The organism is Desulfovibrio aminophilus DSM 12254, assembly GCF_000422565.1.
Taxonomy (GTDB): domain Bacteria; phylum Desulfobacterota; class Desulfovibrionia; order Desulfovibrionales; family Desulfovibrionaceae; genus Aminidesulfovibrio; species Aminidesulfovibrio aminophilus.
Window position 1 is genome coordinate 107047 of the sequence record NZ_AUMA01000009.1, and the last position, 14128, is coordinate 121174.

Here is a 14128-nt window from a genome sequence, read left to right on the forward strand (position 1 = left end):
GTCGGCCGCCTATTTGGCCCAGACCACGATGTCGCCGCCGGCGCCCTTGGCCGAGTAGGCGGCGCGGTCGGCGCGATTGAGCAGACTGGCGGGGGTGTCCTGGGGGCCCAGGCCGGTGAGCCCGGCGCTGATGGTCACCTTGCCCGCGAACTGGGCGCTCACGGCCTGGCGCAGGCGTTCGCCCACGAATTCCAGTTCGCGGTCCCCCACCTCGGTGACCACGACGGCGAACTCGTCGCCGCCGTAGCGGCAGGGAAAGTCCATGCCCTGCCGGACCTCGCGGGTCAAGATCTCGCCGATCAGGCGCAGGATGGCGTCGCCCGCCTGGTGGCCCTTGGTGTCGTTGATGGCCTTGAATCCGTCCAGGTCGAAGAAGACCAGGCCCATGGGCCGTCCGGTCCGTTGGGCCCGACGCACCTCGCGCTCCAGGATGACGTGGAACTGGGCGTGGTTGAAGAGTCCGGTGAGTCCGTCATAGAGGGCCCGCAGCTTGAGTTCCTTCTCCAGGCGGCGCACCGCGGACAGATCCCGGGCGACCACCAGGGCGGCCCGCTCCCGGCCGCGCGACTTCTCCAGCCGGGAGAAGATCAGCTCGTAGGTTCCGCCTCCCTCCCCCCGAGTCAGCGTGGCTTCCACCACCGGCGGATCGGGCTGTTCCAGGAACTCCGGCCCCCAGGCTCCGGTGAAGGTGGCCTCCGGGGTGAACAACTCGAACAGGCTTTCCCCCCGGCCCTCCTCACCCTCCAGGGAAGAAAAGCCGATGATCCCCCCCTCGTCCACGGTGAAGACCTTGTCCTGCATGGAGCCGATGAGCCGTTCCAGGAAGTCGCGGCGGCGCAGGGCCTGTACCTCCAGGTGCGAGAGGTCGCGCAGCCCCTCCACCAGGAAGAGGATGCGCCCCGGCCCGGCGGCCGCCTCGCGCTGGGCCGTGAGCGAGGCGCAGGCGTCCCGGCCCTTGCCCGACGCGTTGCGGTCCGAAAAGCAGACGATGCGGTTGAACGAGGGCCGCGCCGTGTCCTCCAGGAACTCCTGCCACTCCCGGCCCATGAACAAACCGAGGCGGTCTTCGAGGACGCGCTCCAGCTTGCGGCCGCGCGCCTGGGAGGCGTCCAGGCCCGCCAGTTCGCGGAAACGGCGGTTGGTTTCCACGATCTCGCCGCGTTCGCCGAGCCGGGCCACGGCCAGGGGCATGGAGTCGAAGGCCGAGGCCCGTTCCTCGATGACCGCCTGTCGCGCGCAGTAGTTCTCATAGGCCTGGCCCACGAAACGCAGATAGAGATCCAGCGCGCCCGCGTCGCCCAGCCGAACGTCCTGGGCGCGGTGGCGGAACTCGCCCCACTTGCGGTCGCTGGAGCGCAGGGACACGCCCTTGAGCCGCAGGGACCAGGGCAATTCAGCCGAGGGCAGGGGCCCGGCCACCGCGGCGAGTCCGTCCTCGACGGTGCTGCGGAAGAGCAGGTAGCCGCCGCCGTGGGGCGACTTCAGGGCCAGGTCGAAAGTCCGCAGATCGAAGGACAGGGCCAGTTGCCGGGCCACCAGCCGGGCCACGGCGTCCACCCCGCCCTCGGCCGCCAGAAGGTCCATGCTCATGAAGTAGGCTTCCTGCATGGCCTTGATGGAGTGCCGGAAGAAGCCCTCGTCGGCCCGGCCGCCCAAGCCGAGACCCTGGAGCAGCGCCTCGAAGCGCACCAGACAGCCCTGGCGCAGTTCCTCCATCTCGGCCTCGCGCAGGTTCAACACCGCGCGCAGACGATGGCTGAAGCGCACGGCCGGGAAGGGCCCGCGTCCGGTGGACAGCTCCACTTCGGCCCACTGGGTGGCCAGGATCACGGCCCGCTGCAGGGGCTCGCGATCCTCCATATCCTCCAGGCAGTGGTGCCCGCTGAGGCCCTCGCCGATCTCGGGCGGCAGGCCCCACTTGGCCAGGAGCAGCCGGGACAGGCCCGGATGGTCCATGCCCCAGGCTTCCCTCTCCGCCGCCAACTGGCCGGGGAGCAGCACGGTGAGCGTCGGTCCCGAGTCGCGCCGGGTCAGCAACTCCGGGGAGGCCGAACGCAGAAACAACAGGGAGACGTCCTTGATCAAGGCGCAGATGTAGGCCAGGTCGGCCTGCTTCGGGCAGATCCGCCGGGCCAGGGCCTCGGCGGCCACGGCCGACCAGAGCGCCAGGCGCCAGTCCTCGGAGGCGTCGTAGCCGGATTCGCGCAGGGCCTGCTCCTGCTCCTTGCGCAGGGAGACGAGCAGCGCGGTCTTGAGCAGCTCACGCGCGCCCAGAACGACGGCCGCGCGCTGGATGTCCGAGACCTTCTTGCCCAAGCCGAAGAAAGGTGAATTGACCAGGGCCAGGATGGTGGTGGCCAGGGCGGGATCGGCGCGGATGATCCCCGCCAGCACCTGAAAGTCGGGTTCGGAACGGGCGGCCTCGATCATCAGGCGCAGAACCACGGGAGAAGGGCTGAAACGGCGCAGCGTCTGGGGGGATTCGACGACCTGGTCCAGGGTCATGGGCGTCCCCTTCCCGGCCTCACTTGCGGCGGGCCAGGACGAAATCGGCGGCCTGGACCAGGATCTCACGCTCACGGCTGCCCGGCAGGGCGGCCAGGGCGCGTTTGGCCTCGCCCACGTAGCGGGCGGCCTCGGCGCGGGTCCGGTCGGCGTAGCCCTTGTCGCGCACGCGGGCGACGATCTCCCGGCGCGCGGCCTCGTCCAGCGACTTCTCCCGGATGCGGGCCAGAACCTCGGAGCCGTCGGGCTCCTCCTCCAGGAAGAGGAGCAGCGGCCAAGTGAGCTTGCCCTCGCGCAGATCGCCGCCTTCGGGCTTGCCCGTCACCGACTCCGGAGAAATGTAGTCCAAGGCGTCGTCCACCAGCTGGAAGGCCACGCCCACGTTCAGGCCGTAGGTTCCGGCGGCGTCCTCCAGCTCCCGTTCGGGGCTGGCCAGGGCCGCGCCGCAACGGCAGGCCGTCTCGATGAGCCGGGCGGTCTTGCCGATGATGATCTCCAGGTAGACCCCCCGGTCGGCGCGGGCCTCGGCCACGTGCGCGATCTCGCGGATCTCGCCCGCCGCCGTGGCCATGATGCCTTCGGCCAGGAGGTAGTTGATGCGCGGGATGTCGTAGCCCGCGCCCAGGCGGTTGGCCAGGGCCAGGAGCGCGTCGCCCGCCAGGATGGTCTCGGTCGCGCCGAAGGTCAGATGGGCGGCCGTCTTGCGGCGGCGCGTCTCGGCTCCGTCGAGGATGTCGTCGTGAATGAGCGTGGCCGAGTGGAGCATCTCCAGGGCGCAGGCCAGGGGGGCCACATCGTCCCCGGGGTAACCCAGGGCCCGGGCCGAGAGAATGGTCAAGACCGGCCGGATGCGCTTGCCCCCGCCCAGAAGGACGTAACGGGCCACGTCGCGCACCAAGCCGTCCAGCTTTCCGGTCTCGACCTCCAGGAAGGCGTTGATGACCGGAAGCTCCTGTTCGAAATAGGCCAGCAGGTCGTTCATGGGCTCGGAGTACTTTCCCTGATTTTCCGCCGTCGCGCAAGCACTTTCGCGGTTCCTCAGCGGTTCATGAACAGCGCGGCGCAGGCCGCTCCCAGCCGCGACAGGGCCAAGTCCAGATCCCAGTCGACGGGCGGGCGCGACCCCACCCGGTTGGACACCGCGCGCACCTCGACGAAGGGAACGCCGACCCGGGCGCAGCCGTAGGCCAGGGCGAAGCCCTCCATGTTCTCCACGTCGGCCCGGAAGGACCGTTCCAGTTCGACCGCGCGCTCGGGCGTTCCGGTGACGCCGCTGACCGTCAGCGAGACGGCCTCGGGCCAGAGCCCGGAAAGGCCCAGGTCCAGGCGCGCGGCGGCCTGGCGGGGATGCAGGTCCAGGCGGTCCCAGACCGTGGTCCCGTCGGCCTCGCCCAGGGCGAAGCCCAAGGCCCGGGGGTCGACGCCGTGCGGGCCCAGCAGCCCGTATTCCGGCCAGATCTCCTGGCGCACCACGCAGACCGTCCCCAGAGGCAACGCGCGGAGGTCGAAGGCTCCGGCGACGCCCAGGTTGGCCACACCCTCGATGCCCGGCAGGGACAGTATCCGGCCCAGGGCCAGGGCCGCGTTGACCACTCCCAGGCCCGTGACGCAGGGCACGATCTCCCTGCCCGCCAAGACGAAAAGCTTCTCGCGCCCGGACTCGACCTCGGGCGGCTCACGAAGAAAGCCCAGGGCCCCGCGCATCTCCTTGGCCGTGGCCGCGACGAGGGCGATGGGCATGGCGGCTCCTCCGGCCTACAAACGCCAGAGGTCGACGCCCAGGCGGGCCAGCTCGGCGCGGTCGAAAAAGCCCTTCACGTCCAGGATCAGGGCCTCCCCGGGGCGGGCGAACCAGGTCTTCAGCTCGGCCGGGGCGATCTTCCGGTACTGGTCGTGGGCCACGGCCAGGACCAGGGCGTCCAGGCCGCGCAGCTCGTCCAGGTCAGCAAGGCGCAGGCCGTATTCCTCGTGAGCCTCGGCCGGATCGGCCATGGCGTCGTGGACCAGAACCTCCAGGCCGTATTCCTCCAGCTCGCGCACCAGATCCACGACCTTGGTGTTGCGCAGGTCCGGCACGTTCTCCTTGAAGGTCAGGCCGAGCACGCCCACGCGCGCGCCCTTGACCGCCGCGCCCTTCTGAATGAGCCGCTTGATGGCCGCCTCGGCCACATACTTGGCCACGGAGTCGTTGATGGTCCGACCGGCCAGGATGACCTGGGGGTGGAAGCCCAGGGACTCGGCCTTGAAGGTCAGGTAGTAGGGGTCCACACCGATGCAGTGGCCGCCCACCAGCCCGGGCCGGAAATGCAGGAAGTTCCACTTGGTCCCGGCGGCCTCCAGCACGTCCAGGGTATCGATGCCCATGCGGCCGAAGATCATGGACAGCTCGTTCATGAGCGCGATGTTCAAATCACGCTGGGTATTCTCGATGACCTTGGCGGCCTCGGCGGTCTTGATGTTCGGCGCGCGGAACACGCCCGCCGCGACCACCGCGCCGTAAACCCCGGCCAGCAGCTCGGTGCATTCCGGCGTCTGCCCGGCCACCACCTTGACGATGGTGGCGAGCGTGTGCTTCTTGTCGCCTGGGTTGATGCGCTCCGGCGAGTAGCCGACCTGGAAGTCGCGGCCGCAGGCCAGCCCGGACTCGCGCTCCAGGATCGGCACGCAGAGTTCCTCGGTGAGGCCGGGCCAGACCGTGGACTCATAGACCACCACGCTGCCGGGGGCGAGGTGGCGGCCCACCGTGGCGCTGGCCCCGGTCACGGGGCGCACGTCGGGATTGCGGTGCTCGTCGATGGGCGTGGGCACGGCCACGATGATCACCCCGGCCCGGGACAGGCAGGCCGGGTCGGAGGAGAACTCGGCGGTGGTGGCGGCCAGATCGGCCGGGTCCACCTCGCCGGTGCGGTCGCTGCCGTCCTTCAGCTCCTCCACCCGCCGCGCGGAGATGTCGAACCCCAGAACATCGAAATGCCGGGCCAGGGCCACCGCCAGGGGCAGGCCCACATAGCCCAGGCCGACCACCGCCACCCGGGATTCGCGGTCGCGGATCGCCTCGAAAGTCACCATCTGCTCGTTCCCTCGGCCGCGATGCGCGGCGTCTGTGGACAACCCGGCTCCGCCGGGCTACCATGATTCATGGACTTCGACTGGACGCTCTTCTTCCTGGCCCTGGGACTGGCCTTCGTCATCGAGGGCCTGCCCTACTTCCTCTTCGCCGAACGCATGCCGCGGGTTCTGCTGACCCTGGCGGGGCAGCCGCCGCGCCATCTGCGCATCATGGGCCTCACGGCCATCATCCTGGGTGTGCTCCTGGTCTCCTTCGGCCGTTCGTTCTAGTCCGCCTTGCCCGCCACGTGCAGGAAGACGATGCCCGACAGCATCGGCAGATGGCAGACCTTGGCGAACCCGGCTTCCAGCAGCTCCCGGGCCAGGGCCCGTTCGTCCGGGAAGGCCCGGATGGTGTCGGCCAGGTAGCGGTAGGCCCCCTCATCGCGGGAGACCAGTCGCCCGATGGCGGGAAGCAGCTTGTCCAGGTAGAAATTGTACAGCCCCTTCCAGACCCGGCGGCTGCCCGTGCCGAACTCCAGGACGCAGAGCCGCCCTCCGGGTTTGAGCACGCGCAGGATCTCGGCGTAGGCCTCGGCGCGCGGCTTGATGTTGCGGATGCCGAAGGCGATGGTCACGGCGTCCACCGAGGCGTCGGGCAGGGGCAGGGCCCGGCCGTCGGCCTGGACCGGGAAGATCCGCTCGGCGCGGGCCCCCTTGAGCTTGCGCTCGCGGCCCACGGCCAGCATGGGCAGGGTGAAGTCCAGGGCCGCCACGCGCAGGTCCGGGTGCTGGCGCAGAAGTTCCACCGACACGTCCAGGGTTCCCGCGGCGAGGTCCAGGACCAGCCCGTCCGGCGGCGGGTTCACGGCCCGCACCAGTCGGTAGCGCCACCAGACGTCCTGCCCCAGGGACAAAAGCCGGTTGAGGAAGTCGTACCAGCGGGCGATGCGGCCGAACATGGCCGCCACCTTGTGGCCGTGGGCCTCGGCGGGAGCCTCCGTCACGCGTCGTCCCCGGATTCGGGCAGGCCGCCGCCGCTCTTCACGGCCCGCAGCACGTCCTGGTAGATGGCCTGAAAGACCTCGCCGAAGCCGTTGGGTGACACCCGGCCCACCTCGATGAACTTGATGACCACTTCCTTGGCCACCTGCAGGGCCTGCTTTTCCAGCTTATCCATATGCACCCCCATGTTCCCGGCCCGTCCGGGCCGGAAAAAACCCGCCCGGGGGGAAATGACCTCGACCCCCATGGTCGCGGACGCCGGGCGGGAAAAGAGAAGAACCGGAAAGCCCCCCTCTTTTTTCCCGCCCCCTTAGCACGAAGGTCACCGGCCGTCGAGTTCGGCGGCGGCCGGGAACACGGACGCCGGGCCGGAAACACCGAGCGGCGGGGACTCGCCGGGAAGGCTCCCGACGGCTCCCCACCGCTCGGCTCGGAGGTCTCCGGCGGACCGGAACCTCGAAAGAATCAGTCCTCTCCGGCGGCCAGTTCGCGGGTCAGGGCCGCGATCTCCTCGCGGATGATCCGCGCCGCCTCACGGGGCACGGCCTGCTCCACCAGAGTCTTGATCTCGGCGGCCAGCTCGGCGCGCAGGGTCTCCCTCAACTCGGCCGTGAGCACGCCCACGCGCTCCTCCACCAGGGTCAGGATGTGCTCCGGCGCGTCGGCTCCCGGCTCGGTCTCGGCGCCCACCAGGGCGGCGTGGATGTCCTCGTCGCCGATCTGGTCCAACAGGGCGTCCACGTCCACGGACTCGTCACCGGACTCGTCCAGGTCCAGGCCGAGCAGCGCGGCGTCGGCCGAGGGCTCGGCCGGCATCCCGCTCAGGTCAGGAACGGACGACAGGGACGCTTCCCCGCTCAGAAGCACTTCGCTGAGCACGGACTCTCCGGGCTCGTGCAGGGCCTCGGACTCGGCGGGAGACGGTTCGGGGGCGGACGCCGCCGGGGCGTACACGGGCATGTCCTCCGGCGAGACGTCGATCTCGTCCAGACCCCGACCCGATGCGTCGTCGGCAGCGATCTCGGCGTCGGTCATGCCCTCGGGCTCGGCGAGAAACGTTTCTGACGCGGACGCCGCCGGGGCGTACACGGGCATGTCATCCGGCGAGACGTCGATCTCGTCCAGACCCGGCCCGGAAGCATCGTCGGCAGCGATCTCGGCGTCGGTCATGCCCTCGGCCTCGATGGGCTCGGCCTCCGGCTCGGCCAGGGGTTCGGCGAGCACGCCGTCCAGGGAAATCTCCGCCTCGGCCAGGGGCTCCGGCTCGACCAAGACGTCGTCCAGGGAGATTTCCGCCTCGGCCAGGGGCTCCGGCTCGGTCAGGACATCGTCCAGGGATATCTCGGGTTCGACGTCCCGCTCCTCCAGGACATCGCCCAGGGCGATCTCCGGCTCCACCGCGGCGGCCTCGTCGAGCACGATCTCGGCCTCGGGCAGGTCCAAGGGGCCGTCCGCGGTCGAAGTCTCGACCGCCTCGGCGACCAGCGTGTCGTCCAGGGTCAGGGGCTCGTCCAGAGTCAGCGGCTCGTCCCCGGCCTCCTCGGCCACTAGGTCGTCCAGGCTGAGGATCGTCTCCTCTTCTTCGGCCGCGACCTCCGGGGCCGCCTCGGCAGCGAGGGAGTCCTCGTCCAGGATCAGGGCGTCGTCCAGGGAAATTTCGGGCTCGTCCGGCGCGGCCGCCTTGGCGGGACTCCCGGGGCCCAGGCCGTCGATGAGGTCGTCCAGCCCGGCGGAGTCCATGGCGCCCCCCGCCGCATCGTCCGGCGGATTCAGATCGATGTCCGGCAGGGCCGCGCCCGCGTCGTCGTCCTCCAGCAGAAGGGCGTCGTCGAAGGATCCGGCCTTCTCGGTCCGGGCCTGCGTCTTGGCGGGCTTGGTGTCCTCGCCCAGATCCTCGGCGAACAGATCCTCCAGCTCCTGCTCGAAGCTGGCGTCCAGGTCGTCGGGGTCCATGGGGTCGGCGGAGGTAGCGGACCCTTCATCCGCGATGTCGCTCAGATCGAGCAGGTCTTCATCGCGGGGGGCTTCCGGTTTGGCCGGACACATACGCGCACCTCGGGGATTTTGAAGACGCTGGGGGCCGCCGAGGCGGCCCCCAGGTCAACCGGTCATTACGACTTCTTCGCGTGGCACTTGTTGCAGGCGGTGGGGCCCTGCTTCATGCTCTTGTGGCAGCCCATGCAGCTGTGGTTGCTGGTGGGGGCGTGGAAGGCGGCGTAGTAGGAATTGTCGCCCTTCTTCGCCTTCAGGTCATTGTGGCAGGTGCCGCACTTGTAGTCCTTGGGATTTTCCTTGATCTTGTGGTGGCACTCCTCGCACTTCTGCTTGCCATGCTTGGCATGGCTGAGAGTGACGGTGCCCTGGGTGGCCGCGCCGGGGGACTTCATGACGATGTCCTGCTTGGGGGCGTCGGCGGCGAACAGGACCGGCAGGGCCACGAAGCCGACCAGGGCCGCGCAGACCACGCTGATGATGACGATGCGCTTCATTCTCCTCGTTCCTCCTTGTCTCCACTTTCCAATTGCCAGACAACTCGAAACCACTTCTCCATCCACTGCGCGAAAGCCGGTCTTCGCCCGGAACTCCCTTTGCGCATTTTGTCTTTTACGCTTTTGACCGCGTGTTGGCAAGTCTTTGCCGGACCTTGCGCGTTCCTCCGGCGAGATCGTACTTCCCGGCGTAGCCCCGGGGAGTGAGCATGCGCCCCCCCGCCGCGCGACTGGAGGAAGCGCCCACCACCACGATGGTCTGCATGTCCACGCCGCCGCAGTCCACGTCCGCCAGCCGGGCGATCTCCGCGCGCTGCCCCGGCCGAAAGGCCCGGCAGACCACACCCACCGGGGTGTCCGGTCCGCGGTGCCGCGCGATCACGGCCAGGGCCCGTTCCAGATGGTCGGCCCGGCGCTTGGAGCGCGGATTGTAGAGCACGAGGACGAAGTCCGCCCCGGCGGCCGCGTCCAGCCGCCGTTCGATGACCTCCCAGGGCGTCAGCAGGTCCGAGAGGCTCACGCAGGCGAAGTCGTGGGTCAAGGGCGCGCCGAGCAGGGCCGCGGCCGCCGCCAGGGCCGGAACCCCGGGCACCACCTCGCAGGGCACGCGCTCCAGCAGGCCGCGCTCCTCCAGAACCTCCAGCACCAGCCCGGCCATGGCGTAGATTCCGGCGTCGCCGCTGGAGACCACGGCCACGTCCCGCCCGGCCAGGGCCAGGTCCACGGCCCGGCCCGCGCGTTCCACCTCGCCGGTCATGCCGGTGGAGACCACCTCGCGGCCCTCCAGCACCTCCGGCTCCAGCAGATCCAGGTAGCCGGAATAGCCGACCACGGCCGATGCCGAGGCCAGGGCAGCCCGGGCCAAGGGACAGAGCAGCCCCGGGTCGCCCGGCCCCAGGCCGACCACGCTCAGCCGGCCAGGGCCACGGCCAGGGTCGCCCGCGTGGTCTTGCGCTTGGGCACGACCAGCGGTCCGTCGGCGGCCAGCATCGCCGCTGCCTCGCATACTCCCTCCAGACCCATGTGTTTGCGCACCAGCGCCGACGGCGTGGGCACCGCCACGCGGGAGAGTTCCTCCCGCGAAAAAAACCGCGCTTCGACGCCGAGTTCCCGCGCGGCTTCCAGCAGCCCGGGTTCGTCGGCCTTGTCCGCCACGCTGGCGATCCCGGCCAGACTCGCCGGGGCCAAGCCCTCCTCGGCGAAGACCCGCGTCAGCAGTTCCCTGATCTCGACCGCCGGGGTTCCCCTGCGGCAGCCCATCCCGGCCCAGAGCACACGCGGATGCAGGACCAGAATTTCGTCACCCGCGGCGGCCCGCCAGTCCACGCGCACCCGGCCGCCGGAGTCCACCCGGCGAAAATGCGCCGGGTCCAGGTCGCCCAACCGTCGGCCCGGATCCTCCACGGCCAGGACGCCGCCCTCCAGGAGCAGGGCGTTGGCCCGCTTCACGGCCGACAGGTTGCCGATGGCCAGCCCGCGCTCCACGGCCAGGAGGTCCAGCGAGGGCAGCCCGGCCGAGTCCGTGGCCGTGGTGACCACGGCCTGCCCGCCGGTGAGCCCGGCCACGCGCCGGGCCAGGGCGTTGGCCCCGCCCAGATGGCCGGAGAGCAGGCTGACGCAGAAGCGTCCCTCCTGGTCCAGGACGAGCACGGCCGGATCGCGGTCCTTGCCGCGCAGGCGCGGGGCGATCAGCCGGACCACGAGCCCGGCGGCGGCCACGAAGACATGCGCGGAGAAGCGGCCGAAGGTCTCGGCCAGACAGGCGGTCAGACTTTCGAAGCCCCGCTCACCCGGCCCGGCCAGGCGGGCCGGGGCGAAGACCTCGGCGTCCAGGCCGGGGGCCAGCCGCCGCGCCAGCTCCAGCCCGCCCGGGGTCAGGGCGTAGACCGCGATGGATTCCGGCATGCGCTCGGCCCTCCGGGGGCCTTCCGTCCTAGAACCGCACCCTCCGGGCGGCGTCCAGCGTGGCCGCGAAGTCCTCCTCGGTGTGGGCGAAGGAGGTGAAGGTGCATTCGTAGCCCGAGGGCGCGAGATTCACCCCGGCCTCCCGCATCTGGCGGAAGAACGTGGCGTAGGCTTCGGTGTCCATGGTCTTGGCCGTGTCGAAGTCCGTCACCGGCGTTTTGGTGAAGAAGAGCGTGAAGATCGAGGCCACATGGTTCATCTGCACGGGCAGACCCTTCTCCTCCAGCACGGATTTCAAGTCCCGGGCGAAGGCCAGGGTACGGCGCTCCAGGGCGTCGTAGTCGCAGGCCTCCAGGCGGCGCAGGGTGGCCAGTCCGGCGGCCATGGCCGCCGGGTTCCCGGAGAGCGTCCCTGCCTGGTAGACCGCGCCCACGGGGGCCACGTGCTCCATGATTTCCCGGCGTCCGCCGAAGCAGCCCACCGGGAAGCCGCCGCCGATGATCTTGCCCAGGGTGGTCAGGTCCGGCCGAACGCCGTAGCGGGCCTGGGCCCCGCCCAGGGACAGGCGGAAGCCGGTGATGACCTCGTCGAAGATGAGCAGCGCGCCGAAGCGGGTGCAAAGGGCGCGCAGACCTTCCAGGAAACCCGGCTCCGGGGGCACGAGGCCCATGTTTCCGGCCGCCGGCTCGACGATGACGCAGGCGATCTCGCGGCCGTGACGGTTGAAGAGGTCTTCCACGGCCTCCAGGTCGTTGTAGGGCGCGATGAGGGTGTGGGCCACCACGTCGGCGGGCACGCCGGGGGTGCCGGGAATGGACAGGGTGGCCAGGCCCGAACCCGCGCTGGCCAGGAAGGCGTCGCTGTGTCCGTGGTAGCAGCCGTCGAACTTGATGAGCTTGTCCCGGCCGGTGAAGCCCCGGGCCAGGCGCAGGGCGCTCATGGTGGCCTCGGTGCCCGAGGAGACCATGCGCATCATCTCCATGCCGGGCATGAGCCGCCGCACGGCCTCGGCCAGCTCCACCTCGCCCGGGCAGGGCGCGCCGTAGCTCGAGCCGCGCTCCACGGCCCGACGGGCGGCCTCGACCACCTCGGGGTCGCAATGGCCGAGGATCATCGGCCCCCAGCTCAACACGAAGTCGATGAGCTCCTGCCCGTCCACGGTGTGCATGCGGCTGCCCCGGGCGCTCTCGGTGAACAGGGGGTCGCAGCCCACGCCGCGGCAGGCCCGCACCGGGCTGTTCACACCGCCGGGCAGGACGTCCTGGGCCCGGCGGAACCAATCGGCGGAACTGGTCATTCCTCGTCCTCCTCGCGAAAATAGCGCATGGATGTCTTTTTCAATTCCCGCAGGCTGTTGAGCACGGCGTAGTCGGTGATGCCCGTGGCCCGGGACAGCTCCTCGGCCACCTTCAGGCTGTCGCCCGGGTTGCGGCCGTGGATCATGGTGTACAGGTTGTAGGGCCACTCCGGGTAGGTGCGGCGTTCGTAGGCGTGGCTGATCTCCGGCCGGGAGGCCAGGAGTTCGCCCACGCGGGCGGCCTCGGCCGGGTCATCCACGCGCCAAGCCACCATGGCGTTGTGGCCGTAGCCCGCCTTCTGGTGCCGCAGGGTGGCTCCGAAGCGCCGGATCACGCCGCGCTCCTTGAGCCCGCGCAGCAGGTCGAGCACCGTCTTCTCGTCCGTGCCCACGGCCTCGGCGATGTCCGCGAAGGGCGTCGCGGAGTCCGGCAGATCGCCTCCGGCCAGGGCCAGAATCCTCTCTTCCAGGGGGGTGAACACGATCTTTTCCATACCGGTCCATCTACCCGCAACGGCCCGGCCTTGCAACCGGAAGCGGCGACGGGTATTCTGAAAAGACATGTCCGGCGCGGGGGCGACCCCCGGCTCCGGACCGAAACGGACAGACAAGCGGACGGGGCGCCCCCCCGCCCGAAAAGGAGATCTTCATGCGCATCGCCGTGCTGGGCGCGGGAGCCTGGGGCACGACCCTGGCCGACATGCTCTGCCGCAAGGGTCTTCCCGTGCGGCTCTGGGCCCGCGAGGAAGACGTGGTCCGGGCCGTCAACGAGGACCACGAGAACCCGTCCTTCCTGCCGGGCGTGAAGCTCTGCCCGGAACTCACCGCCCACGGCGATCCGGCCGCGGCGCTCCAGGGGGCCGAGGCGGTCCTGGTGGTCATCCCCAGCCAATTCCTGCGCCGCTCCCTGGAAAGCCTGCGCGGCCACCTGCCCGAGCGGCCGGTGATCGTCTGCGCCAGCAAGGGCATCGAGATGGACACCCTGGAGCCCATGTCCGTGGTGGTGAAGGAGGCCCTGGCCGGGCTTTCCCCGCGCTACGCCGTGCTCTCGGGCCCGTCCTTCGCCTTCGAGGTGGCCCGGGGCATGCCCACCAGCGTGACGCTCGGCTGCGCGGATCGCGAACTGGGCCGCGAACTGCGCGAGGCCTTCTCCACCCCGTCCTTCCGGGTCTACACGAGCACGGACTACCGGGGCGTGGAGTTGGGCGGCGCGGTGAAGAACGTCATGGCCATCGCGGCGGGCATCGCCGACGGCCTGGGTTTCGGTCACGACGCCCGCGCCGCGCTCATCACCCGGGGACTGGCCGAGATGAGCCGCCTGGGCGTGGCCATGGGCGCGCGGGCCAAGACCTTCATGGGCCTCTCGGGCATGGGCGACCTCGTGCTCACCTGCACCGGCGATCTCTCGCGCAACCGCCAGGTGGGCCTCAAGCTGGGCCAGGGCATGAAGCTCTCCGAGATCATGGCCGGAACCCGCACCGTGGCCGAGGGCGTGAAGACCACCGAGGCCATGCACGCCCTGGCGAAGAAACTCGGCGTGGAGCTGCCCATCACCGAGCAGGTCCACCGCATCCTGCACGAGGACCGGCCCCCGGCTCAGGCCGTGAAGGAACTCATGACCCGCAGCCTGAAGGACGAACACGAGGAGGAGGAATGAGCCGAACCGCCGTCGCCGCCCTGCTGCTGGCCGCCCTGGCGCTCTCCGGCTGCGGCAAGGAATGGACGCATCCGAACATCGCGAGTCCCCGTGAGGAGGATCAGCGTTTCGAAACCGACTCGGCCACCTGCCGGGACGAGTCCGCGCACGCGCCGGAGGCCGACCGCCCGCGCGTCTTCGAGGACTGCCTGACCCTGCTCGGCTGGGAAAAGAAGGACTGAC

Annotated in this window: 15 protein-coding genes; 3 read left to right on the forward strand and 12 right to left on the reverse strand. The window is 70.2% G+C overall.

Annotation, left to right across the window (positions count from 1 at the left end; translation table 11 throughout):
- Positions 1-9: 9 nt before the first annotated feature.
- From H587_RS0107075 to H587_RS0107090, 4 genes are read right to left on the reverse strand one after another with little or no spacing between them, the layout of a single operon-like run.
- Complete coding sequence (locus H587_RS0107075; protein ID WP_027175675.1) at positions 10-2505, reverse strand: sensor domain-containing diguanylate cyclase; 2496 nt, start codon at positions 2503-2505, stop codon at positions 10-12.
- A gap of 19 nt (positions 2506-2524) precedes the next feature.
- On the reverse strand, positions 2525-3487 hold the full coding sequence (locus H587_RS0107080) for a polyprenyl synthetase family protein (protein WP_027175676.1): 963 nt from the start codon (positions 3485-3487) through the stop codon (positions 2525-2527).
- A 56-nt stretch (positions 3488-3543) separates the two neighbouring features.
- Positions 3544-4245: a futalosine hydrolase gene (gene mqnB, locus H587_RS0107085; protein ID WP_027175677.1), complete on the reverse strand. Its 702-nt coding sequence runs from the start codon at positions 4243-4245 to the stop codon at positions 3544-3546.
- Between the two features lie 15 nt (positions 4246-4260).
- Entirely contained in the window at positions 4261-5574 is a 1314-nt protein-coding gene (locus tag H587_RS0107090; RefSeq protein ID WP_034608765.1) for a nucleotide sugar dehydrogenase, read from the reverse strand.
- 69 nt (positions 5575-5643) lie between these two features.
- Here H587_RS0107090 and H587_RS0107095 point away from each other — a divergent pair, with 69 nt between their 5' ends.
- Entirely contained in the window at positions 5644-5844 is a 201-nt protein-coding gene (locus H587_RS0107095) for a DUF2065 domain-containing protein (protein WP_027175679.1), read from the forward strand.
- Here H587_RS0107095 and H587_RS0107100 read toward each other — a convergent pair.
- The 8 genes from H587_RS0107100 to ahbB all read right to left on the reverse strand — a co-directional run bounded on the left by H587_RS0107100 (position 5841) and on the right by ahbB (position 12743).
- Positions 5841-6560 (reverse strand): ubiquinone/menaquinone biosynthesis methyltransferase, encoded by a 720-nt coding sequence (locus tag H587_RS0107100; RefSeq protein WP_027175680.1) that lies wholly within the window; start codon positions 6558-6560, stop codon positions 5841-5843. The genes H587_RS0107095 and H587_RS0107100 overlap by 4 nt on opposite strands.
- On the reverse strand, positions 6557-6733 hold the full coding sequence (locus tag H587_RS20815) for a hypothetical protein (RefSeq protein ID WP_169432755.1): 177 nt from the start codon (positions 6731-6733) through the stop codon (positions 6557-6559). Before H587_RS20815 ends, H587_RS0107100 begins: the two co-directional genes overlap by 4 nt.
- A gap of 290 nt (positions 6734-7023) precedes the next feature.
- The gene (locus H587_RS0107110; protein ID WP_027175681.1) at positions 7024-8604 is read right to left on the reverse strand and encodes a hypothetical protein; all 1581 of its coding nucleotides are present in this window, start codon (positions 8602-8604) and stop codon (positions 7024-7026) included.
- Positions 8605-8669: 65 nt separating this feature from the next.
- Positions 8670-9047: a cytochrome c3 family protein gene (locus H587_RS0107115; RefSeq protein WP_027175682.1), complete on the reverse strand. Its 378-nt coding sequence runs from the start codon at positions 9045-9047 to the stop codon at positions 8670-8672.
- Positions 9048-9162: 115 nt separating this feature from the next.
- Positions 9163-9954, reverse strand: coding sequence for a precorrin-3B C(17)-methyltransferase (gene cobJ, locus H587_RS17645; protein ID WP_051202515.1), 792 nt, complete (start codon positions 9952-9954; stop codon positions 9163-9165).
- A 2-nt stretch (positions 9955-9956) separates the two neighbouring features.
- The gene (locus H587_RS0107125) at positions 9957-10952 is read right to left on the reverse strand and encodes a cobalt-precorrin 5A hydrolase (RefSeq protein ID WP_027175683.1); all 996 of its coding nucleotides are present in this window, start codon (positions 10950-10952) and stop codon (positions 9957-9959) included.
- Between the two features lie 28 nt (positions 10953-10980).
- Positions 10981-12249, reverse strand: a complete 1269-nt coding sequence (hemL, locus tag H587_RS0107130; RefSeq protein WP_027175684.1) for a glutamate-1-semialdehyde 2,1-aminomutase — start codon at positions 12247-12249, stop codon at positions 10981-10983.
- Positions 12246-12743: a siroheme decarboxylase subunit beta gene (gene ahbB / locus H587_RS0107135; protein WP_027175685.1), complete on the reverse strand. Its 498-nt coding sequence runs from the start codon at positions 12741-12743 to the stop codon at positions 12246-12248. Before ahbB ends, hemL begins: the two co-directional genes overlap by 4 nt.
- A gap of 155 nt (positions 12744-12898) precedes the next feature.
- On the opposite strand from ahbB, the gene H587_RS0107140 reads away from it, so the two are divergent.
- Both H587_RS0107140 and H587_RS0107145 read left to right on the forward strand, forming a co-directional pair.
- Entirely contained in the window at positions 12899-13906 is a 1008-nt protein-coding gene (locus tag H587_RS0107140; RefSeq protein ID WP_027175686.1) for an NAD(P)H-dependent glycerol-3-phosphate dehydrogenase, read from the forward strand.
- The gene (locus H587_RS0107145) at positions 13903-14127 is read left to right on the forward strand and encodes a hypothetical protein (protein ID WP_027175687.1); all 225 of its coding nucleotides are present in this window, start codon (positions 13903-13905) and stop codon (positions 14125-14127) included. The genes H587_RS0107140 and H587_RS0107145 overlap by 4 nt, the downstream gene beginning before the upstream one ends.
- The last annotated feature ends 1 nt before the right edge of the window (position 14128 follow it).

Coding starts and splice junctions, on each gene's coding strand:
- H587_RS0107075 (WP_027175675.1), bottom strand. CDS start 2,505: ATGACCCTGGACCAGGTCGTCGAATCCCCCCAGACGCTGCGCCGTTTC.
- H587_RS0107080 (WP_027175676.1), bottom strand. CDS start 3,487: ATGAACGACCTGCTGGCCTATTTCGAACAGGAGCTTCCGGTCATCAAC.
- mqnB (WP_027175677.1), bottom strand. CDS start 4,245: ATGCCCATCGCCCTCGTCGCGGCCACGGCCAAGGAGATGCGCGGGGCC.
- H587_RS0107090 (WP_034608765.1), bottom strand. CDS start 5,574: ATGGTGACTTTCGAGGCGATCCGCGACCGCGAATCCCGGGTGGCGGTG.
- H587_RS0107095 (WP_027175679.1), top strand. CDS start 5,644: ATGGACTTCGACTGGACGCTCTTCTTCCTGGCCCTGGGACTGGCCTTC.
- H587_RS20815 (WP_169432755.1), bottom strand. CDS start 6,733: ATGGATAAGCTGGAAAAGCAGGCCCTGCAGGTGGCCAAGGAAGTGGTC.
- H587_RS0107110 (WP_027175681.1), bottom strand. CDS start 8,604: ATGTGTCCGGCCAAACCGGAAGCCCCCCGCGATGAAGACCTGCTCGAT.
- H587_RS0107115 (WP_027175682.1), bottom strand. CDS start 9,047: ATGAAGCGCATCGTCATCATCAGCGTGGTCTGCGCGGCCCTGGTCGGC.
- H587_RS0107125 (WP_027175683.1), bottom strand. CDS start 10,952: ATGCCGGAATCCATCGCGGTCTACGCCCTGACCCCGGGCGGGCTGGAG.
- hemL (WP_027175684.1), bottom strand. CDS start 12,249: ATGACCAGTTCCGCCGATTGGTTCCGCCGGGCCCAGGACGTCCTGCCC.
- ahbB (WP_027175685.1), bottom strand. CDS start 12,743: ATGGAAAAGATCGTGTTCACCCCCCTGGAAGAGAGGATTCTGGCCCTG.
- H587_RS0107140 (WP_027175686.1), top strand. CDS start 12,899: ATGCGCATCGCCGTGCTGGGCGCGGGAGCCTGGGGCACGACCCTGGCC.
- H587_RS0107145 (WP_027175687.1), top strand. CDS start 13,903: ATGAGCCGAACCGCCGTCGCCGCCCTGCTGCTGGCCGCCCTGGCGCTC.